This is a genomic window from Zoogloea sp., assembly GCF_017302315.1.
Classification (GTDB): Bacteria; Pseudomonadota; Gammaproteobacteria; order Burkholderiales; family Rhodocyclaceae; genus Zoogloea.
The window spans coordinates 1-19,020 of the sequence record NZ_JAFLDT010000051.1 but is presented as its reverse complement, the minus strand read 5'-3'; the positions used below and the strand labels follow the sequence as shown (position 1 = coordinate 19,020).

Annotated in this window: 21 protein-coding genes and 1 pseudogene; 2 read left to right on the top strand and 20 right to left on the bottom strand. The window is 65.2% G+C overall.

Translation table 11 applies throughout. The annotated features are described in order from the left end of the window. Positions 1 to 26: 26 nt before the first annotated feature. The 7 genes from J0L98_RS14655 to J0L98_RS14625 all read right to left on the bottom strand — a co-directional run bounded on the left by J0L98_RS14655 (position 27) and on the right by J0L98_RS14625 (position 6,892). Positions 27 to 977, bottom strand: a complete 951-nt coding sequence (locus J0L98_RS14655; protein WP_296412513.1) for a 4Fe-4S binding protein — start codon at positions 975 to 977, stop codon at positions 27 to 29. 190 nt (positions 978 to 1,167) lie between these two features. After that, positions 1,168 to 1,815, bottom strand: coding sequence for a molecular chaperone TorD family protein (locus J0L98_RS14650; RefSeq protein ID WP_296412512.1), 648 nt, complete (start codon positions 1,813 to 1,815; stop codon positions 1,168 to 1,170). Beyond that, entirely contained in the window at positions 1,812 to 2,501 is a 690-nt protein-coding gene (locus J0L98_RS14645) for a 4Fe-4S dicluster domain-containing protein (protein WP_296405419.1), read from the bottom strand. The genes J0L98_RS14650 and J0L98_RS14645 overlap by 4 nt, the downstream gene beginning before the upstream one ends. A gap of 35 nt (positions 2,502 to 2,536) precedes the next feature. Beyond that, a complete protein-coding gene (locus tag J0L98_RS14640; RefSeq protein ID WP_296412511.1) occupies positions 2,537 to 5,110 on the bottom strand; it encodes a molybdopterin-dependent oxidoreductase in 2,574 nt (857 codons plus the stop codon). Beyond that, positions 5,107 to 5,937: a hypothetical protein gene (locus J0L98_RS14635; protein WP_296412510.1), complete on the bottom strand. Its 831-nt coding sequence runs from the start codon at positions 5,935 to 5,937 to the stop codon at positions 5,107 to 5,109. Before J0L98_RS14635 ends, J0L98_RS14640 begins: the two co-directional genes overlap by 4 nt. A 79-nt stretch (positions 5,938 to 6,016) precedes the next feature. Then, positions 6,017 to 6,487, bottom strand: a complete 471-nt coding sequence (locus J0L98_RS14630; RefSeq protein ID WP_296412509.1) for a hypothetical protein — start codon at positions 6,485 to 6,487, stop codon at positions 6,017 to 6,019. A gap of 114 nt (positions 6,488 to 6,601) precedes the next feature. After that, positions 6,602 to 6,892 (bottom strand): hypothetical protein, encoded by a 291-nt coding sequence (locus J0L98_RS14625; RefSeq protein WP_296412508.1) that lies wholly within the window; start codon positions 6,890 to 6,892, stop codon positions 6,602 to 6,604. 344 nt (positions 6,893 to 7,236) lie between these two features. Between J0L98_RS14625 and J0L98_RS14620 the strand changes: the two genes are divergently transcribed. Continuing rightward, entirely contained in the window at positions 7,237 to 7,749 is a 513-nt protein-coding gene (locus J0L98_RS14620; protein ID WP_296412520.1) for a DUF4124 domain-containing protein, read from the top strand. A gap of 58 nt (positions 7,750 to 7,807) precedes the next feature. Here the strand turns inward: J0L98_RS14620 and J0L98_RS14615 are convergent, their stop codons facing one another. Genes J0L98_RS14615 through J0L98_RS14605 form a run of 3 tightly spaced genes read right to left on the bottom strand, consistent with a single transcriptional unit; the run spans position 7,808 to position 9,835 of the window. Next, positions 7,808 to 8,419 carry a hypothetical protein gene (locus tag J0L98_RS14615; RefSeq protein ID WP_296412507.1) on the bottom strand — a complete coding sequence of 204 codons (612 nt, stop codon included), beginning with the start codon at positions 8,417 to 8,419 and terminating at the stop codon, positions 7,808 to 7,810. Further along, positions 8,413 to 9,276, bottom strand: coding sequence for an SAM-dependent methyltransferase (locus tag J0L98_RS14610; RefSeq protein ID WP_296412506.1), 864 nt, complete (start codon positions 9,274 to 9,276; stop codon positions 8,413 to 8,415). Before J0L98_RS14610 ends, J0L98_RS14615 begins: the two co-directional genes overlap by 7 nt. Next, positions 9,263 to 9,835, bottom strand: a complete 573-nt coding sequence (locus tag J0L98_RS14605) for a DUF1415 domain-containing protein (protein WP_296412505.1) — start codon at positions 9,833 to 9,835, stop codon at positions 9,263 to 9,265. The genes J0L98_RS14610 and J0L98_RS14605 overlap by 14 nt, the downstream gene beginning before the upstream one ends. 86 nt (positions 9,836 to 9,921) lie before the next feature. Between J0L98_RS14605 and ylqF the strand changes: the two genes are divergently transcribed. Further along, positions 9,922 to 10,848, top strand: coding sequence for a ribosome biogenesis GTPase YlqF (gene ylqF / locus J0L98_RS14600; RefSeq protein ID WP_296412504.1), 927 nt, complete (start codon positions 9,922 to 9,924; stop codon positions 10,846 to 10,848). Between the two features lie 29 nt (positions 10,849 to 10,877). On the opposite strand, the gene J0L98_RS14595 is transcribed toward ylqF, so the two are convergent. The 10 genes and pseudogenes from J0L98_RS14595 to J0L98_RS14550 form a co-directional block, all read right to left on the bottom strand. Then, positions 10,878 to 11,540, bottom strand: coding sequence for a DUF4276 family protein (locus J0L98_RS14595; protein ID WP_296412503.1), 663 nt, complete (start codon positions 11,538 to 11,540; stop codon positions 10,878 to 10,880). A gap of 2 nt (positions 11,541 to 11,542) precedes the next feature. After that, positions 11,543 to 12,961, bottom strand: coding sequence for an AAA family ATPase (locus tag J0L98_RS14590; protein ID WP_296412502.1), 1,419 nt, complete (start codon positions 12,959 to 12,961; stop codon positions 11,543 to 11,545). Between the two features lie 204 nt (positions 12,962 to 13,165). Next, positions 13,166 to 14,188, bottom strand: a complete 1,023-nt coding sequence (locus tag J0L98_RS14585; protein WP_296412501.1) for a class I SAM-dependent methyltransferase — start codon at positions 14,186 to 14,188, stop codon at positions 13,166 to 13,168. 47 nt (positions 14,189 to 14,235) lie between these two features. Then, positions 14,236 to 15,756, bottom strand: coding sequence for a mechanosensitive ion channel family protein (locus tag J0L98_RS14580; protein WP_296412500.1), 1,521 nt, complete (start codon positions 15,754 to 15,756; stop codon positions 14,236 to 14,238). 103 nt (positions 15,757 to 15,859) lie between these two features. Beyond that, positions 15,860 to 16,270 carry an HIT family protein gene (locus J0L98_RS14575; protein ID WP_296412499.1) on the bottom strand — a complete coding sequence of 137 codons (411 nt, stop codon included), beginning with the start codon at positions 16,268 to 16,270 and terminating at the stop codon, positions 15,860 to 15,862. A 25-nt stretch (positions 16,271 to 16,295) separates the two neighbouring features. Then, positions 16,296 to 16,679 (bottom strand): thioredoxin family protein, encoded by a 384-nt coding sequence (locus J0L98_RS14570; protein ID WP_296412498.1) that lies wholly within the window; start codon positions 16,677 to 16,679, stop codon positions 16,296 to 16,298. Continuing rightward, on the bottom strand, positions 16,676 to 16,930 hold the full coding sequence (locus J0L98_RS14565) for a hypothetical protein (protein WP_296412497.1): 255 nt from the start codon (positions 16,928 to 16,930) through the stop codon (positions 16,676 to 16,678). Before J0L98_RS14565 ends, J0L98_RS14570 begins: the two co-directional genes overlap by 4 nt. A 3-nt stretch (positions 16,931 to 16,933) precedes the next feature. After that, positions 16,934 to 17,845: a transglutaminase family protein gene (locus tag J0L98_RS14560; RefSeq protein WP_296412496.1), complete on the bottom strand. Its 912-nt coding sequence runs from the start codon at positions 17,843 to 17,845 to the stop codon at positions 16,934 to 16,936. Positions 17,846 to 17,922: 77 nt separating this feature from the next. Then, a complete protein-coding gene (locus J0L98_RS14555) occupies positions 17,923 to 18,582 on the bottom strand; it encodes a hypothetical protein (protein ID WP_296412495.1) in 660 nt (219 codons plus the stop codon). A gap of 9 nt (positions 18,583 to 18,591) precedes the next feature. Continuing rightward, positions 18,592 to 19,020, bottom strand: a pseudogene (locus J0L98_RS14550) (collagenase-like protease); the annotation flags it as partial.

Sequence of the window (19,020 nt, the reverse complement as noted above, 5' to 3'; positions counted from 1 at the left end):
GCGCAGGACGGGGGGCGGGGCGGTTTTCAGTCTACCACCAGCCGATCCGGACGCCGTGTGCGGGTGCGGCATACCGGGCAGTGGCGCGGCGCAGTGGTGCCCAAATGTCGGAAGCGCGCGCCGCAGGCGTTGCAGCTTGCCTGTCGAAAGACGGCTCCCGGGGCACCGCAACCGGCCTTGCCCGGCTTCAGCGCCTGCTGGGCACAGGCGTCCACGCAGATGCCGCAAGCTACGCAGCGCTCCATGTGCAGGCACAGCCCGGCTTCCCGTTCACCCTCGAGCCAGTCGAGGGCGCCCTCGGGGCACAGGCGGGCGCAGAGGGCGCACCCGTCGCAGCGTTGGGCGTCGAGCTCCACGGCCCAGAGCCCGCTGCGGACACCCCGCGCGGCAAGGCCCTGCAAGGCGGCGCGGCGGGTGTCGGGTTCAGGTGATGCTGTCGTGCTCAGCAGTGCAGCGGGCCGGGCCAGCAGACCGGCGAGAAAGCCCCGACGTGGCGGCTCTGTTGCCACAGCCTCATCCGCTGCCATAAGGGAAATCGTTGCTGCCCCGGCGCGCTGCAGCACGCGGTTCACCGTGTCAACACGTTCCGGGAGCCGGACGGCGCTGCCCCGTGGGCATGTACTGCAGTCACCCGTGCGCACAATCAGCCGCCGCAGGCCACTCCGCTGCAGACTGAGCAGCCGCGCCTCGGAGAGGGCATGGGCGCAGGGTAAGCGGATGCCTGGCCCCGTCGTGCGTTCACAGGCCAGATCCAGGGTGCCACGGAGGAGGGGCAGCTCGGGTGGCTGAGCAAGCGCCAGTGCGCCGGTTGGACAGGCGGGGACGCATAGCCCGCAGCCATCACACTGGCCCGGCTCGAACTCCAGCCCGTCGGCCTTAAGCGACCAGGCGCCGGTCGGGCAGCTATCCACGCAGGCATGACACGTCGCCACCGTTGTCAGTCGATGCACACAGCGTTCGTCATCCACGATCAGCATCGGATCACCCGAACGGCTGCCTGAACAGTGCGGAGAGGGTGTGAAGAAATCGTAGCGAGCGGTTCGAGTTCGCCCCGAGAAGCGCAGCCGTACAAGGGTGCGGTGAGTATCGCAGGGGCGAAATCGGATCGCGCAGCAGATCTATTTACACCCCCTGAGAGGGACAGCCACAGGCGCGGTGACACGGGCTTCAGCCGCTGGCCTGCAGCCGTTGCTGCAGACTCTCGACGACTTGCAGCGTCAGCCCTGCCAGGGCCGCGTAGAAGCGGGTCGAGGCGCGCTCGGTCACCCGGCCGGCGAAGCGCGGCAACCATTGCATGAGGTGTTCGTCGATGAAGCGACGGGCCTCGCCGCCATGGCCTTTGGCCAGCAGGTAGGCGACGAAGGCCAGTTCATTGGCGAGGTGGTCGTCGGCAATGTGCCGCCAGTTGGCGACCGCCAGCCCGTGCCTGCGGTAGCAGTCGCGCACCGCGAAGCTGGGGCCCTGCATCATCAGGTTCTCCTCATCAAGCCACACGGATTCGCAGGGCGAGGCGCGCAGGGCGTGGGTGAGGTAGATGCCGGCGAAGTCGGCGTCGAGGTCATCCTGGAGTGCGGCCTGTTCTTCCGCGCCCACCTGGCGGATCACCGCCAGCGCCTGCTCCATGTCGGTGACGGCCGGCATGTCCGGCCGGGCCAGGGTCAAGCCGTCGGGGAAACCCCCGGCGTGCAGGCGGCCTAGGGTGTTCACGTCCCGTTCGGACTCATGCAGCCAGGCGAGTGCAGCCAGGTCTTCGGATGCTGCGTCCAGGGGCAGTGCGTTGGCTTCTGGCGCCGGGTCGAGCTTGGACGTGCTCATTCGACGCGTCCCTTCGGATGGGCAATGAAGACGATGGAGGGGTTGGTCAGTTCAGGGCTGGCCATGTGCTGCACCTGGCGCACGGGCTTGTCGCCCTTGACCATTGCCTTGGTGTTCATCAAGCCGGCCCGCAACTGGTCGATGGGGCCGATGTCCAGCACGCGCATCATGCAGGCCATCACACAGTAGGGTTTGCGACCGGCGTCGATTTCGTCGACACACATGTTGCATTTCTTGACCAGATTGTCGACCGGGTCGAACTGGGGGGCGCCATAGGGGCATGCGGCCTCGCAGCGCCGACAGCCGATGCAGAGGGTGGAGTCGATATCCACGATGCCGTTGTCGGCACGTTTCCAGATGGCGCCGGTGGGGCAGGTGGGCAGGCAGGCCGGTTCGGCACAGTGGTTGCACGACATGTTCACCTTGTAGGCAAAGACGTCGGGAAATTGCCCGCCCTCCACGTACATCACGCGACGGAAGCGCGGCCCGGGGGCAAGGCCGTTCTTGTCCTTGCACGCGATCTCGCAGGCGCGGCAACCGATGCAGTCCATGTTGTTGTGGATGAAGCCGAGCTGCTTTGCCGGCTTGACCGGCTCGTAGGTCGCCGCGTCGCGGCGGGCCTGGGCGTCGGGTACCTGGGCCCGGGCCTCGGCCCCCAGCTTGCGGATGGTCTTCTTGTCAGCCATATCTAAGTACTCCTTCTGCGTCGCTGGCGATGCGTTCAGTAGTCGCGCCGGAACACGCTGGAGCGCGCAGTGGCAAGCTCGTCCCAGCCGGGACGATGGGCAAGTTCGGACTTCTTCACGTTGACCAGCGCAGTGTTGTAGGCGAAAGCACCGGCTGGACTCGGTTCGTCGAGGGTCAGGAAGTCAGGGTTGCCCGCGCGGTCCACACCGTTCTCGTCCAGGTCCATCCAGGCACCCTCGAAGAGCACTGCCACGCCGGGCAGGCAGCGTTCGGTGACATAGGCCGGAACCACGCACTTGCCGCGTGCATTCCAGACTTCCACCGTGTCGCCGGTCTGGATGCCGAGCCGGCGGGCATCGGAGGCGTTGAGGGTCAGTTCCTGGTCGTAGGTCTCGCGCAGCCACGGGATGTTGTGGAAGATCGAGTGGGTACGCCAGCGCGGGTGGGGGCTGATGAGGTGGAAAGGGTAGTCCTTGGTCAGGGGGCTGTTGAGGGACTCGAAGGGCTCGATCCACTTGGGAATGGGGGGGATGGCGTAGCCGTACTGGGTCTTGGTCCAGTCGTCGATCTCGGCGAGATAGGGCGAAAAGATCTCGATCTTGCCGGAGTGGGTTTCGAAGGGTTCGCCCTTGACGATCTGATCGCGGAAGGCCACCAGGGGGCGTTTGAAGACGAACTTGTAGACCCCGTGTTTCTTGAATTCCTCCCAGCTCATGGTGACACCCTGGTGGGGGCGTACCTTGCCGTTCCACCAGGCCGAAAGATAGGCCTCGTCCACCGGGTCGGCGTTGTGGAAGTAGTCGCGGGTGGCGCGGGGGTTGTAGCGCTTGCCGAAGTCCTTCACCGTCGGGTCGATGGCCTCGAGACGGTAGGCGAGTTCGGTAAAGATCTGGAAATCGGAGCGGGACTCGCCAAGGGGCTGGATCACCTTCGGGCGATGGATGTAGTAGTGGCCCTTGTACCAGGGCAAGGCCACATCGTGCCGCTCGAAGTGGGTTGCCACGGGGAGCAGCACGTCGGCCCAGATGCCTGATGGGGTGATGGTCGAGTCCATGCACACCACCAGGTCCAGCTTCTCGATGGCCTGGATTTCCTTGTTGATGTTGGTGAGCTGGTTGAACCAGTCCGATCCCTGCCAGAAGATGGCCCGGATATTGGGGATCTGACCGTCCAGTTCGTCTTCCCGCGGCCACAGGCCGACTTCCTCCCGCCGCACGTTGGGGTAGTTGAGCACGCAATGGGCCCAGCGATCCGACTTGATCGATCCGAACCACACGTTGGCGAATTCGTCGTAGGGATAGGCGATGGATTCCGAGTGCCAGGCCTTGCCCACCCCCTCGGCACAGCCGCCCAGCTTGCCGATGTTGCCGGTCATGGCCTGCACCGCGGCGGCCATGCGGTTGTATTGCTCACCGTAGGCGGCCCGACCGGGTGCCCAGGAGGCTTTCAGCGCAGCGGGCTTGGTGGTCGCGTACATGCGTGCCAGCTTGCGGATGTCGTCGGCCTTCACCCCGCAGATGGCCTCGGCCCATTCGGCTGACTTGGGGATGCCGTCCCGCGTACCGAGGATGTAATCCTTGAAGCTCTCGGCATCCTGGTGCTCCGGGGGCAGGGTTCCCTTGTCCATGCCGAGCACGAAGCGATCGATGAACTTCTGGTCGTGGAGGTTTTCGCTGAAGATGACATGGGCCATCCCGGCCAGCATGGCGGCGTCGGTATTGGGGCGGATGGGGATCCACCAGGCATCGTAGGCGGATGCCGAATCCGTGTATTGCGGGTCCACCAGCACGAACTTGCAGCCGCGCTGTTTGGCCATCCGCATGTAGTAGAACGTGTTGCCGCCGTGGAAGGTGTAGGCCGGATTCCAGCCCCACATGATGATCAGCTTCGAGTGGGCATAGGCATCGTCCTCGTTGCCATCCTCGATGGTGCCGAAAGTGATGCGGCTGGAGAAGGTGGTGCCCTGGTAACTGGGCACCGACCAGCTATTGGTGCGGCAGCCGAACATGCCCAGAAAGCGCCCGAGCAGGCCTTCGATCTGGTCCGACTTGTGCAAGACGCCATAGGATGCACCGGCGTAGCTCTGGTCGAGGATGGCGGTGGGGCCGTAGGTCTTCTTCAGCTCGACCATCTTGTGTGCAAGGAAGTCGAGCGCCTCGTCCCACGATACGCGCTTGAACTTGCCCTCCCCGCGCTTGCCGACCCGCATCATCGGGTACAGCAGACGCTCGGGCGAATACAGCCGCGAGCGGTAGGAGCGGCCGCGCAGGCAGGCGCGAAGCTGGGGCTCGTCGACGGTGTCCTTTCCGTAAGCGCCCCCCTTCTGGTAGCGACCGTCATCGGTGGACAGGCGCACGATCACGTCGCCCTTCTTGTGGGCCACAAGCATGTGGCGAGAGCCGCAGTTGTGGGCGCAGGAGGTGACAACGGTGGTGAGCTGGTCGTCGGTGGGGTAGGGCTCGTAGGCAAAGGCCGATGCTTCCCGCGGTGCCACGGTCAAGCCGCCTAGCCCAGCCAGACCGGCGCCAACACCCATGACTTTCAGGAAATCCCGCCGGCCCGTCTGGTCAGGGATATCCGGGTTGGCGCCTTTGAATTCGATCTTCATTTTGATTGTCCTTTTGCCCTGTCCCCGGTGAGGAAGCGCGCTTCCGATTCCGTTGGCCGTCCTTTTGCCCAGTCCGGTGTCTCGTCCGCCATCCCGGGCCAGGCGTGGCGTGGATAGGGGTAGGTCGTGCGATACCAGGCCCTGCCACCATGACAGCCGTAGCACACATCGCCGTTGCCCTTGCCGGCGGCCTCGATGGCATCGGCCTTCAGATAACTCACCTGGTGCCGGTTGGTGCGGATCGCCGCGTGGCAGGTGAGGCAGTCGTTCTGGAACATCTCGCGGCTGGTGTGCCAGGGGCCGGGGAGACCCATCACGGCGGTGTTCATCTGGCCGTGGCATTTGAGGCAGGTGGTTTCGGGAGTGACGCTCTTGCGCAGCCGGAAGCTGCCCTCCCGGCGGGCGCTCGCTGAACTCAGCGGATGCTCGTCCCGCGGGTCGTGTCCTTCGTGGCAGGTGGTGCACTGGAGCGACATGGTCGTCCGCGCGAAATCGCTTTCAAGGTGACGGCGATGAAAGGTGTCCTGAGCACCCTGGTAAGTCGATACCTGCTGATACCACGCCTTGGCATCGGCGGCTTTGACGCCTGCCGGCGAGCGTTCCCGGACGGAGGGCTTGAGAACTTCCGCGTGGCAGGCAAGGCAGTCCGCATTGCTTGCGGATGCGATTGCAGGTTTGAAATGCAGCGCGCTATAGCGCGCGCGCTGGTAATCGTGTGCTGTCTGCGGCGTGTTGTCGGCGGAGCCGGCAGCGACGGGCCGTCCTCCGGATACGAGCAACAGAAGCAGTGCGGCGGAGAAGCGTATTGTTCTTAGACTGACCACCATGACAACCTCTCAGTACATGCCCGGCAGACGCGCTGACCGCGGCAGGAAACGGCCCCTTGCGGGGCCGTGAAAGGAAGGGTTACTTGCCTTCCATGCCGGACATGCCGGACATGCCGGACATTCCCTGCTGCTTGGCCTTCTTGGCTTTCTTGGCCTTGTTCCCGGACATACCGGACATGCCGCTCATGCCCTTCTGGCCTTCCATGCCGGACATGCCGCTCATGCCCTTCTGGCCCTCCATACCGGACATGCCGCTCATGCCTTTCTGGCCTTCCATGCCCGACATGCCGGACATGCCCTTCTGGCCTTCCATACCGGACATGCCGCTCATGCCCTTCTGGCCTTGCATGCCGGACATGCCGCTCATGCCCTTCTGGCCTTCCATGCCCGACATGCCGGACATGCCCTTCTGACCCTGCATACCGGACATACCGGACATGCCGGACATACCGGACATACCCTTCTGATCGTCCTTGGCCGAGACGGGCAGCGCTGCGCAGAGGGCGATGGCGAGGGCGGAACAGCTAACGAGTTTGCCGAAAGACTTCATGGGGTTTCTCCTTCGTTGACAGAATTGAGATGCGGGTTGAATCCGGAGGCCTCACGGGGTGGGAGCATCCGGGAGCATCGCGGCGACCGGAGGTCGTCACGACAGGTTCTCCGGCTATCGGGCATGCAGACCACGCAGGTCGTATGGCCCGGGCAGACCGGGTTGAAACAGGGGGGAGTACCAGTTGCCCTGGCTGGCGATGGCTTCCAGATTGCCGGGCCAGGGTTGGGAGATGCCCTTCAGACGCTGGTCCTTCAGGGCCTGGTCGATCACGACCGTCATCATCCGGGGAGGCTCCGCGGGACGCCGATCAGGCTTGAGTCCGGCAATGAACTCGGCAGCCGGGACTGCGGACGAGAGCTGGGACAGCAGAACAAAACTCAATACCCTGATGGTTGGGCTCATCAATCCATCCTCCTTACCATCTATTCAGCAGGTAGCGTGCCTGACCTCCTGCATGGCACAAGTGGATGTTTTTATTGGGTTATGTTTTCGTACCGGCTATCGTGGCGGGCTTGATCAAGCCATATTGGCAGGCGCTGTCTGCCAAACTGGCAGGCTTGTGGATGGGCCTTGGCGCGCGATCACCGGGAGGCTCGGCGGGGCGATGCCCGGTATCCGATCCGTTTTGGCCTGTTTGATGGCCCCTGTCTGCCGTGTTGTCATGCTGGCGCTGGGGGGCGGGTCGGCCTAATCTGTTGAAGGGGGCGGGAGTCCCCGGGGTGTTTCTGGAGCCGAGTGGAGTGGATATGGCGGTAAATGGTGTGGCACGCAGCGGTTTGCGGGCGAGTGTGTTGGCAGCGCTGGCGGTGGCCATGGTGGTTTTCGCGCCGTCGGCTGTCGCCGTGAACAAGTGCGTCGGTGTCGATGGCAAGGTCACCTATACCGACGGACCCTGCGGAGGCGGAAGTCAGGTGAGCCGGGTGGAGACGCCGCCGCCCCTGAGCCGGGAAGAGCAGGCGGCGGCCATGTCGCGCAGCGAAGGCCTGGTGCGTGAAGCGCGGGAGCTGGAGGCGCGCAGGGCGAGGGAGGCTGCCGAGCGGCGGCGTTACGAGGACATGCAGCGTCAGATTGAGGCGCAGCGGCGTCAGGCCGAGTTGGACGAGGCCGAGCGCCTGTCGCGGATGTCGGTGCAGCCGGTCTATTCCGTACCGGTCTATCCGGTGCCCCTGCGCTACCGTCCGCATTCGGTGCTGCCACCCGCGACTCAGGCGGCACCGGTCGCACCGCCGGCCAAGATGCGGGCCTACCCCTTCCGCTGAGCGCGTGTCGCCCGTCGCGAGGTCGGGCTGCGAGCTAAGGTTTTTCCCTGCGCGCCAGCTAGGCCTGGATCGTCTTTGCTTCAAGCACGAGCAGGCGGATCGGATGTTCTGCCTTTCCGGCCGCGATGCCCAGGGCGGCGGCGATCTGCTCAACGCGCCTTGCCGACAGGCGGTCAAGCACGATCAGGGTCGGGCGGCGGGGTGTCCAGCGTGCCAGGGCCGCAAGGCGGTTGTCATCCACTTCATCAAGCCAGGCATCGTCCCAGGGCTCGTCCGGGCGTCGGGGGAGAAACCACAGCAGGGGGCGCATCTGCACACCGATGCGGTAGAGAATTCCGCCGAGGCGGCCGCGCTCATCGAGTTGGTGATAGCCCGCCAGACGATAGCCGAAATGGCGCACCGCATTTTCCTGTCCGTCCGGTAGCTGCAGACGGGAGAGCGGGGTGGGAAGGTGGGCCGTGGCCCACGGCAGAAGGGCTGCGCCGCTGCCGGCTCCATCGCGGACCCAGGCGTTCAGGCGTGCCTTGAGGGCTTCGTCACCGGGGTCGGCCTCGGGGCGGCGGGTGATCGGACTGAGGGCCGTCGCGTCGTAGCGTCGGCGCAGATGGGGCAGGCGCGGGGCAAAGGCGGCAGCGAGCCCCAGGGCCAGGGCCAGCTCGACGCTCAGCACGCGAAGCGGCTCCGCAGCTCGGTCAGATTCAGCTCGCCGAGAATGGCTTCGATGCGCTCGCGGGCATTCTTGCGCGGCGCGCCGGTGTGCCGTGCAATGATCAGTTCGTTCTTCATCGAATGCTCCCAGCCGACCAGTTCGGTGACGGTGACCTGATAGCCATGGGCCTCGAGCTGCAGGCAACGCAGGGCGTTGGTGAGCTGGCTGCCGAACTCCCGGGTGTGGAGGGGGTGGCGCCAGATCTCCGACAGGGGCGTCTTGCCGAAGCTGGCGTTCTTGTTCTGGCGCAGCACGCTGGCCACCTCGGCCTGACAGCAGGGCACCAGCACCACGAAGCGCGCATTCTTGGCGAAGGCGAACTGGATGGCGTCGTCGGTGGCGGTATTGCAGGCATGCAGGGCCGTGACCACGTCGATGCGCTCCGGCAACTGGCCGGAGTGGGTGGACTCCTCGACACTCACATCCAGGAAGTGCATGCGCGGAAAGCCCAGGCGCTCGGCCAGTTCGCGGGAGCGCTGGACCAGCTCGGCACGGGTTTCGATGCCGTGGATGGTGCCGGCGGGCTTGTCCTTGAGGAACAGGTCGTAAAGGATGAAGCCCAGATAGGACTTGCCGGCCCCGTGATCGGCCAGGCTCAGGTCGCCGGTCTCGGCCAGCACCTCGGCGAGCAGGGGCTCGATGAACTGGTAGAGGTGATAGACCTGCTTGAGCTTGCGCCGGCTGTCCTGGTTGAGTTGGCCGTCGCGGGTCAGGATGTGCAGTTCTTTCAGCAGCTCGACGGACTGACCCGGGCGGATCTCCGGGTGAACTGCCGGTGTGCCGGCAGGCTTGGCGGCGGCGGGCTTATTCTTCGCCATGCTTCTTGGCGGCCCCCGAAACCGTCAGGCCCAGGGCCTTCCAGCCGGCAATCCCCAGCTTCTGCAGGGTTTCCATGTTGCGCTCGTAGATCTCCTCGGCCTCGGGGAAGGCTTCTACTGCCTTGTCGATGCTGGCCTCACGGATCAGGTGCAGGGTGGGGTAGGGGGCGCGGTTGGTGTAGTTGGTGATGTCGTCCGGTTCGGTGCCCTCGAACTGGAAGTCCGGGTGGAAGCTGGCGATCTGCAGCACACCCTCGAGCTCATGCTCGGTGATGGCCTCGTCGGCAATCTCGAGCACGTCGTTGAAGAGCAGGAAGTCAGGGAAGAGCGTGGGGTGCACCAGCAGGGTGGTGTCGGTGACCTCGGGATCCACCTCGGCCAGGTGGTCGAGCTCCCGGTCCAGATCCTCCAGGAAGCCGTCCAGGTGGCGGGCGTCGCTGACCACGATGCGGACCTGATTCTTGACGTAGACCGATTTGGCAAAGGGGCACAGATTGAGGCCGATGACGGCCTTTTCGATCCATTCGCGGGTGGCGGCGATGACTTCTTCGTGGTTCATGGTGCGGGATGTCCGGCAGAGTTTCCTTCGGGAGGGCGACATTTTGCCCTGATAATGGCGGGCTTACATTGATTCCGCGCACGCCCATGTCCATCCAGTGGTTTCCCGGTCACATGACTTCCGCCCGCAAGAAGGCGGCGGAGAGCATGGAACGGATCGACGTCGTCATCGAAGTGCTCGACGCCCGCCTGCCCGAGGCGAGCTGCAATCCGATGATCCGGGAGCTGCGGGTGCACCGCCAGCGCCCCTGCCTGAAGATCCTCAACAAGGCCGATCTGGCCGATCCGGCGGTCACGGCCCAGTGGCTGGCCCACTTCAACGCCCAGAAAGGGGTGCATGCGGTGGCCCTGTCGTGCAAGAAGCCCGGTGACGTGGCCAAGGTGGTGGGCCTGTGCCGGCCCCTGGCGCCCCACCGCAACGACCGCCTGAAGCCCCTGCGCATGATGATCATGGGCATCCCCAACGTGGGCAAATCCACGCTCATGAACGCCCTGCTCAAGAAGCGGGTGGCCAAGGTGGGGGACGAGCCGGCGGTGACCAAGACCCAGCAGGTGCTGGACCTGTCGCCCACGGCCACGCTCATCGACACCCCGGGGATGATGTGGCCGAAGATCGCCTACGATTCCGACGGTTACATGCTCGCGGCCAGCCACGCCATCGGCCGCAACGCGGTGATCGACGAGGCGGTGGCCAACTTCCTCGGTGATGTGCTGCTGGCCCGCTACCCGGCCCTCGTGGCGGCCCGCTACAAGCTCTCCGTCGAGGGTCTGGACGGGCCGGCCCTGGTGGAGGCCATTGCCCGGCGCCGGGGCTGTCTGCTCAAGGGCGGCGGGCTCGACATCGAGAAGGCATCCCTGATCCTGCTCCAGGAATACCGGGATGGCGCCATTGGCCGCGTCAGCCTGGAGAGTCCGGACAGCCGCGCCGCCATGCTGCTCGCCCATGCCGCCGAAATGGCGGCGAAGGCGGAGGGCGAGGTGGATGACACCGCGCCGGATGAGGCGACGCCGTAGAGTTGGAGGCTGTACGATTGTCTAGCGGATCAGAGAACTCGCAAACGCAGCAATGCCTCTCTGAGTTCCGTTTCTAGAACAACGAAGCTTGGTAACTGTCGCAGGCGTTGCAATGAGGCTCGTTCTCCAAGAGCATTTAGCATCGGCGAAACGCCCTGTTTTCTCCGTCGGCCGGACGGGTTGGTCGCAAGAAACGCATCGTCAAGAGTACGCTTCGGGTCGGCCGTTGCCTCGGCCATAGCGGCTGCTAGGGGTAAGCCCAGATCGTCAGCTGTCTGCGTGGTGCCAAACACTTCTCTAACGGCTTCGGTGTCAAACATGGCCCAGGCCTCTGTCTCGCGGATCGGTACCACCGCCACCCCGGCGTAGGCCTCACCGAATTCTTGTTGCAGTCGAGCAAGCGCAGGCGCCGTACGCTCAGCCCTCACTTTAGCGGGAGCCGCTTCGCCATCAGAATGCACGAACAGGAGTTGCCAGGCACCTTGGGCTGCTCTTGCTGCGCCGACGATACGAGCATCGCGGGAGGCGTTTTTGAGCTGAATCGGATCGTCGAGTTCGAGCACTGCGCTGAATTCAACCGGTTGTCGAGCCCCACGCGCGCAAAGGTCTTCACAAAGGCGCTGCAGGAGTGGCCGAAGAAAGTAGTAGTCCGTGGGGCCCTCGGCGTAGAGGGCGAGTCCAAGGTAATGCATTGTTAACCCTCGCCGCTGACCGTCTCAAGCATCCGCTGAACCTCCAGGTCCGAGACGAAGCCCTGGGGCACGGTGTCGTCGGAGAACAGGGCGCCTTGATCCCCTTGACGTTTCATGCCCTGGTTTTTTGACTTGACTGGCCGCAACCGGGTCTTTCGTCGGATCTCCTGCCGCTGGGGGTCGCTGACAGTGGCTGTGTCAGCAAACAGGATCGCACCGCCGACAGGTGAGTTGTCTTCGTCGATCAGTGACGACAACACCACGGGTGAATGGCTGTTGAGGAGCAACTGGCTGAGCGGAGTGGGGCCGTCATCAGCGGAGAACTCTGATGGGTTGCTCACCATGTCGCGCAGGCGCTGGACCAGTTGCCTGATTCGCCCCGGATGCACCCCATTCTCTGGTTCCTCGAAGCAGATCAGGCCCCGATGTCGAGGATCATGGAGGAGGGTCAGCAGGGCAAGGACGCGCAGTGTTCCGTCGGAGACAACGCGGGATGTGAAAGGCAGGCCGTCGTGCATCGTGAGTTCGATACGATACTCCCGGCTAGCCGGGTCGAGTTCAGCATCCAGGCTGGATATTCCGGGGATGAGATGGTTCAGTTCCATCGCGATGTCGTTCAGGACGCCGCGTGGCCGTTCGGGCGTGGCTGTCTCCAGCTTAAGCTGGGCCAGCACTGCTGCCAAATTGGCGCCATCGGCGTCGAGTGTCTCTGCCGCTGTGGCGGGGACAGGTTTGCGAAGGAGCGCCGGGTCAAGTTGCAGCAGTCTCCAGTGGCGCATCTCTTCGCGTAAGGCAAACAGGTGGGGAAACTCCCCGTTGGTGATGCTGGATAGAACCGTGGCTTCGGCGGCACTGGCGGGTCTATTGCGCCCTTGCTTGCCATCCTGATGAATGTTGAATGCCATGCCCTCCGCGAGTTCCTCGGTCGTAAGCCATGGTTTCGGCCGCCTATATTTGAGATAAACGCTCCGAAACGCCCTGGATGGCGACATGGCGTCGGCCCAGCGGTCCTCCTTGCGCAGGATTGGCTCAGCTGATTCCTGTGCAATCTGGATACGTTCGATGCCTGGCCGAATCTCGCGTCGCTCGAGAGTGACTTGATAGCGGATGCGCGTATGCGTCAGTCGAACTTCGCTGCCCCAGGGGTCACGGGCGCTCGGATCGACGAGAACTTCGGCTGCCATCCTGATCTGCTTGCAGCGCCCGGCAGATGTCAGGCGAAAGAGTTCAAGTGGCTCGCCACGCATCTCCTTCATCGCTTCGGAGACATCCTTGGTGGCCAGCAGCGACAGCAGGCGGATGGCATCAAATAGGTTGCTCTTGCCCGCCGCGTTAGTGCCGAGCACAACCGTGAAAGGCAGCAGATCGATGGCGAGATTCTCGAAGGTCTTGAATCCGTCGATCTCCAGTCGTGTCAGCATTGTTACTATCCTTTCTTTGGCGCCGCGGCTCCATGCTGGAGTCGTTCGTCATCAGTCTTGCGGCGCTCCGTCCTCATCAATGTGGAAGCTTGGAAGGATACCGCAGCCCTTGGGCCAAAGGCTGCGTCGGGCCTGCTCTCCCGGCGTCATAGTTGCATTCCAGGGTTGGTCCTCTCCGTATCTTCGATTAGTCGCTGCCTGCGCTCAGACGCGCAGCAGCAGGGTCTTCAGGGGCGGGTTGCCGTCGCCGCTGGGAAAGTCTGCTTCGGGGACGATCCATTCCATTTCGCGCACTTCGCGGCCGGCCTTTTTGGCGCTGCGTACTAGCTGATCCGCCCACGCCTCCCGCTCCACCTGGGCCACGTTGTTGCAGCACACCAGCGTGCCACCCTCGTGGGTGCACAGCAGGGCGGGCTTGAACAGGGCAGGGTAGTCGTTGACCAGGTCCACCACCCCGAAGGCGCTCTTGGCGTAGCGGGGCGGGTCGAGGAAGACTAGATCGAAGCGGTGCTTGTCCAGGGCGGGGAAGGGCGGCAGGTGCTTGCCCCGCACCATCTTCGGCTGGCCGATGCCGGAGAGCTGGCGCATGGCGGCGAAGGCGTCACTCTTCACGAAACGTGGCCGGAAGGGCAGGGTGTTGAGGCGCGCATTGGCTTTGCCTACCGAGAGGCTGGACTCGGCAAAATCCACGTTCACCACATGCCGGGCGCCGGCCTTGGCCGCCGCCACGCCGACGCCACAGGTGTAGGCAAATACGTTGAGCAGCGACTTCTCAGGGGCTTCGGCCATGATGCGCCGGCGTGCCGCGCGCAGGTCGAGGAACAGCCACGGGTCCTGGCCGGCGTGGCGGGCCTGGACGTTGTACTTGACCCCCAGCTCGGAAAACTCCCGCAGGGCCTCGGCGCGGGCCAGGCGCTCGGGCGGCAGCGGATTGCTGACCCGGGAGTTGGCATGGCTGCGGTCGTTGTAGACGTGATCGGTGCCGGGGAAGGCCTGGAGATAGAAGGCCTCCAGGGCCTCCTCGTCGGTCTGGGACAAGGGTCCGTGGAAGCTCTGGGTCAGGATCAGGCTGCCGTAGCGGTCCACGGTCAGGCCGGGGCGGCCTTCGACGGTGCCGTGGAACAGGCGGTAGGCGTCGGTCCCCTCTGCGTGTAGCTGGGCGATCAGGTCACGCCGGGCGTCGAGGGCGGCGCCGAGGGCTGTGATGAGGGGGCGGGAATCGGGCATGGTGCGGGTGTGCTTTCTGGGTGACGGTCAAGGTGGCGCGGGTTGGCTTACAGCCCGAAGAATTCGCGGATCTTCTTGCCCAGGGCCGCGACGTCGGAGCCCTGGGGGGAAAGGGATGCGGGCTTGCCCTCGGCATGGCCTCTTTCGAGGGCCTGGAAGTGTTCGAGGCGGGATTCGAGAATGGCCGAGATGCCTTCGGCCAGTTCCGGCCGGGCGCGGATGATGTGTTCAAAGCCGGCCTTGTCGAGGCGATAGGCTTCCATGTCGGTGATGGCGACCACCGTGGCCCGCCGGGGCGCACCGGTCATCAGGCCGAGTTCGCCGAAGACGCTGCCGGGGCCACGCTTTTCCAGCAGGCGCTGGGGGCCGCCATCGGGGGGCTGCCACCAGGCTTCGGCTTCGCCGCTCACAATGATGTAGAGCCAGTGGGCGATGGCACCCTGGCGGGTGACGATGTCACCCCGAGCGAAGGGCGCGTTCACCAGCCGTCCGGCAAGCTCGAGCTGCTCGGCCTCGGAGAGGCGCGAGAAAAGGTCGATCTGGGAGATGGCCTGGAGGCGACGGTTCAGCTCGCGGGCACGGACTTCGCCCCGGTGGGCTTCACCTTCCTGCACCAGGTGGATGGTCTGGTCGCTGACCGCCAGGCGGATGCCCTCCCGTTGCAGGGCGGCGAGCACGTGGTGACGGACGTCGGAGTCGGTGATGTCGTCCGGTCCAGGATCGATCAGCCAGTAGCGTAGCTGATAGCGGGCGAAGCCGGGTCCGAAGTCCATCAGCAGGCACAGGGGGGCCGGGTCGAGGCTGACGTTGGGGATGCGGGCGGTCCGGATGTCCTGCAGCACGGCGGCCGTGACCCGCGCGGGGGGAACAGACAGGTCCACGTTGAAGGCGATGTTGCGCCGTTGCTGGGGTACGGCCTGGCGTTTGTTGCAGACGACCGCATAGCGGTTTTTCATGAGGTGACTGTTGGGAATCACCACCCGTTCGCCGTTGCGGGTGACGATGGCGGTATAGCGCCACTGGATATCGCTGACCCGCCCGCTGACATCGCCCATCTGGATCCAGTCGCCGATTTCGAGGGAGTTGTCCATCTGCAGCGCCAGGCCGCCGAGGAGATTGCCCAGGGTGTCCTGCATGGAGATGGCGACCACCGCGGTGAGAACCGCCGAGGTGGCGAACAGGTGGGAGAACTCCACTCCGGCCAGGTTGAGGCGCAGGAAGGCCCAGGCGACGTAGCCGATGATCACCAGGATGTCAGCCAGGATGCCGGAGATGTGCACCCGCATCTGGGGCAGCACCACGATGAAGAGGGCCAGACCAAGGTAGCGGATGACCGCCAGACCTTCGCCGAACACGGCCATCTCCCGCAGCCAGCGCAGGGCGGCGGGCTGGAGCTGCCCGGCCAGCAGTCCCGCCAGCAGATCGCCCGCGAGACAGGCGGCAAAGAACACGCCGGTATTCATCAGCGAACGGCGCCAGGCCTGCAGTGGGCGCAGGACCAGGGCGGCGCCGACCAGCATGAGCAGGATGGCGAAGGGCGCCTCGGGGCTGAGGAAGGGCAGGGTCATGGTGGCAGGCCTTGGTCGGCGGGTGCGGTGAGCTGCAGTGTTTCCGTTAGCGGAATGCGCCCGCCCCGGTGAAGTGGCGGGCGCCGGAGTGGCCGGAGGGGCTTCAGATCACGGCGCGCAGGCGTTCGGCCATGGCGTCCAGGGCTTCGCGGCTCGGGGAGCTGGCGGGCCAGAAGGGTAGCAGCTTGTCGTCGTTGAAGCGGGGCAGTACGTGGATGTGGAAGTGGAAGACGGTCTGTCCGCCGGCCACTTCATTGGCCTGGAACAGGGTGATGCCGTCGCAGCCGGTGGCAGCCTTGACGGCGCGGGCGACCCGGGTGGTGGCCTGGAAGACAGCCGCCGACAGGGTCTCATCCAGGTCGTAGATGTTGGCCACGTGGGGCTTGACGATGACCAGGGCGTGGCCCGGGTGGGCCGCCATGATGTTGAGGAAGGACAGGGTGTGCTCATCCTCGTGGATCTTCGAAGCGGGCAGCTCGCCGCGCACGATGCGGCAGAAAATGCAGTCGTCCATGGGCAGGGTCTCCGTGTTGTGGTTGTCAGGTGTTTCTGGCGGCCAGGGCACGTCTCAGGTTGCGTTCGGTCTGCCAGCGACGGCGCAGGGGGTCGGCATGGGCGTGCAAGCGGCTCTCCTCGGGCGTCTGGGCATGGAAGCTCTCGAGGGTGCGTTGCAGCAGGTCCAGGTGCGGCAGCATGGTGCCGAAGAAGAGCACCGTGTCGTCGCGCTGGATGAGCAGGGTGGGGAAGTTCTCCACGTCGTAGTCGTCCACCAGGTCGGCGTCGTCCTCCACATCGATCCACAGGAAACGGGCCGCGGGAAAACGCGCAGCGAGCGCGTGGAACCCCGGCTGGTAGTCCCGGCAGGTGCCGCACCAGGCGGCGCACAGGCAGGCAACAAGGAACTCAGGGGTGTCGGCGTTCATGGGGCGGGCGCGTCGCGGGTTTCGGTGGGAGGCGCTTGTACGGAAGTGTCGAGGGCGATCCACTTGACCCACTGGCCGCAAGCGTTGCGCGGACCGCGTCGGCTGCTGCCGTGCCAGGGGCCTTCCTGGCAGGGGCCGCGGTCGTTGTCTTCGTCGTAGTCCACGGTGTCGGGCTCCTTGCCTGGCGCACGCTCGCCTCCCCAGCGGTTGCAGCTGAGGCAGCGGCGGCGTTCGGCAGACTGGCTGGCCATGGCTCACGCACGGGTCTGGAGGTCGGTGGGCAGCACGGCAAGCTTGCGCACCTTGACGTCCACCTCCATGCCGACGAAGTCGCCATCGTGGCCGGTGTAGCTGCCAGTGAGGGGGCTGGCCTGGGCAGGGTCGCGCACATAGGCGACGCGGATCAGGTTGTCACCGCCAAACAGGCTGTTGGTGGGATCAAAGGGCAGCCAGCCGGCACCCGGCAAGTAGATCTGTAGCCAGGCGTGGGTGGCCCCCGAGCCGATCATGCCGTCGGTGCCGCCATCCAGGGCCGGGTCGTAGAGGTAACCGGACACGAAACGGGCGGCGAAGCCCAGGCGGCGCACGACCTCCATCATGAACAGGGCGTAGTCACGGCAGGTGCCGCTCTTCAGCTCCAGTGTCTGCAGGGGCGACTGGGTCCCCTCCACATAGCGGGAGGTGTAGGAGAACTGCTCACGGATGCCGGTGGCGATGTCGATCAACAGCTCGCGGGTCTTGCGGTGCTGGCCCCGGGTGAGAAACTGGTCGGCCCACAGGCGCAGATGGCCGCCGGGGTCGGGGTAGCAGGGTTCGACGAAGTTGCGCAGGTCGTAGCGCTCGGACACGCCGTACTCGAAGGGGAAGACTTCGGCGGAGGCGGCCAGGGGAAGCTCGAGGTTGCGCACGCCCAGATGCTCGACGATCACGCGGGCGACAAACTTCAGTTCGGCAGCCTGGCCGGGAATGCGCACGTAGGTGACCGAGTTGGAGAACACGTCGTGCACCCAGCGGATCTCGGCATCGGGGCTCACGTCCAGCGTGCAGGTGAGCACCCGGATGTCGTGGCTGGTGCGCGGCAGGAACATCATGCGGTGTTCGCCGAAGCTGACCGGCTTGCGGTAGCGGTAGATCGTGGTGTGCTCGATTTCGAGGATGACCGACATGGGCGCGCCTTCCGAAGGGGATCGTCCGGATTATGGGGCAGAAACGGCGGCGTGCCTGCGTGCCCGGCCAGCCGGACTCACTTGCGCAGGGGGGCCCGCAGGGCTTCGAAGCGGGCTGGCGCCACGTATTGCAGGAGCTCCCGGCCCTTGCTGTCGAGGACGATGTCGAGGCCCTTGGTGGGGTAGAGCAGATGCTCCAGGTGCTCGTTGATGCGGATGCGCTCGGCGGGCTGGCCGAAGCGCTCCAGGATCACGCTCTCGTCCAGCTGGGCGCTGGGGATGAAGGCGATGCCGCGGATCGGCGCGGCCAGTGCAGCGGCCCGGTCGGCTTCGGCCAGGGTGGCCTTGCGGGTGGTGCTCTGCATGTACTCGGTCTTGGGGGCGCGCTCGCGCATGCCTTCGATGACTTCCTTCGACAGGTCGGCGGTGATGATCAGCTTGCCGGCGACGAAGCCGAGGGTGATGGCTTCGTAGTAGCCCTCGGCGTTGCCGGTTTCCTGGGGCTCAGCAACGATGGCGAGCTGCATCTCGTTGCCGAAGCGGGCGCGGGCGTCGGCCAGGGTGCTGCGGCCGAGGGTCAGGTCGAAAACCTTTGACTCGCCGCTGGGCAGGGTTTCGATCTGCCAGGGCAGGCCGGAGGTGGGCACGGCCTGGGGGTCGTAGTGGGTGAACTGCCAGACCACGGGCCCGACGAGCACGGCCAGGGCGAGAAGGATGATGCCGAGAGCGAATTTCATGGGTGGGGGTCAGTGGGGGGCGTGGAAGCCCGCAGGCACCTTGGCATGGAACACCACCGGGACGGCCGGGGTGTCGAGGACCGACTGGCGGATGCGGCCGATGACGTGCATCTCGCAGCGCTTGCAGTCGAACTTGAGGGTGAGTTTTTCCTTGCCGTTGATCAGGGTCATCGGGTCGGGCTTGATGCCTTTCACTTCCTTCGGGCACAGGTTGAAGCTGTAGCGCAGGCAGTGCTTGGTGATCATCAGGGAGGCATCGTCGGTGTGCTCGTTGGCCTCGTAGGCGGCCTCGATGAGTTCGACGCCGTGACGGTGATAGAAGTCCCGGGCCTTCTGGTTGAGCACGTTGGCCAGGTAGCTGAGCTCGGTTTCGGGGTAGGGCACCGGCGGCTCGACGGCGGGGCGCGGCGCGAGGCGCGGCAGGGCTGCCAGGCGGGC

Bases quoted from the DNA above. Each gene is read 5' to 3' on its own strand.
- J0L98_RS14655 (WP_296412513.1), bottom strand. From the start codon at position 977: ATGCTGATCGTGGATGACGAACGCTGTGTGCATCGACTGACAACGGTG.
- J0L98_RS14650 (WP_296412512.1), bottom strand. From the start codon at position 1,815: ATGAGCACGTCCAAGCTCGACCCGGCGCCAGAAGCCAACGCACTGCCC.
- J0L98_RS14645 (WP_296405419.1), bottom strand. From the start codon at position 2,501: ATGGCTGACAAGAAGACCATCCGCAAGCTGGGGGCCGAGGCCCGGGCC.
- J0L98_RS14640 (WP_296412511.1), bottom strand. From the start codon at position 5,110: ATGAAGATCGAATTCAAAGGCGCCAACCCGGATATCCCTGACCAGACG.
- J0L98_RS14635 (WP_296412510.1), bottom strand. From the start codon at position 5,937: ATGGTGGTCAGTCTAAGAACAATACGCTTCTCCGCCGCACTGCTTCTG.
- J0L98_RS14630 (WP_296412509.1), bottom strand. From the start codon at position 6,487: ATGAAGTCTTTCGGCAAACTCGTTAGCTGTTCCGCCCTCGCCATCGCC.
- J0L98_RS14625 (WP_296412508.1), bottom strand. From the start codon at position 6,892: ATGAGCCCAACCATCAGGGTATTGAGTTTTGTTCTGCTGTCCCAGCTC.
- J0L98_RS14620 (WP_296412520.1), top strand. From the start codon at position 7,237: ATGGCGGTAAATGGTGTGGCACGCAGCGGTTTGCGGGCGAGTGTGTTG.
- J0L98_RS14610 (WP_296412506.1), bottom strand. From the start codon at position 9,276: ATGGCGAAGAATAAGCCCGCCGCCGCCAAGCCTGCCGGCACACCGGCA.
- J0L98_RS14605 (WP_296412505.1), bottom strand. From the start codon at position 9,835: ATGAACCACGAAGAAGTCATCGCCGCCACCCGCGAATGGATCGAAAAG.
- ylqF (WP_296412504.1), top strand. From the start codon at position 9,922: ATGTCCATCCAGTGGTTTCCCGGTCACATGACTTCCGCCCGCAAGAAG.
- J0L98_RS14595 (WP_296412503.1), bottom strand. From the start codon at position 11,540: ATGCATTACCTTGGACTCGCCCTCTACGCCGAGGGCCCCACGGACTAC.
- J0L98_RS14590 (WP_296412502.1), bottom strand. From the start codon at position 12,961: ATGCTGACACGACTGGAGATCGACGGATTCAAGACCTTCGAGAATCTC.
- J0L98_RS14585 (WP_296412501.1), bottom strand. From the start codon at position 14,188: ATGCCCGATTCCCGCCCCCTCATCACAGCCCTCGGCGCCGCCCTCGAC.
- J0L98_RS14580 (WP_296412500.1), bottom strand. From the start codon at position 15,756: ATGACCCTGCCCTTCCTCAGCCCCGAGGCGCCCTTCGCCATCCTGCTC.
- J0L98_RS14575 (WP_296412499.1), bottom strand. From the start codon at position 16,270: ATGGACGACTGCATTTTCTGCCGCATCGTGCGCGGCGAGCTGCCCGCT.
- J0L98_RS14570 (WP_296412498.1), bottom strand. From the start codon at position 16,679: ATGAACGCCGACACCCCTGAGTTCCTTGTTGCCTGCCTGTGCGCCGCC.
- J0L98_RS14565 (WP_296412497.1), bottom strand. From the start codon at position 16,930: ATGGCCAGCCAGTCTGCCGAACGCCGCCGCTGCCTCAGCTGCAACCGC.
- J0L98_RS14560 (WP_296412496.1), bottom strand. From the start codon at position 17,845: ATGTCGGTCATCCTCGAAATCGAGCACACCACGATCTACCGCTACCGC.
- J0L98_RS14555 (WP_296412495.1), bottom strand. From the start codon at position 18,582: ATGAAATTCGCTCTCGGCATCATCCTTCTCGCCCTGGCCGTGCTCGTC.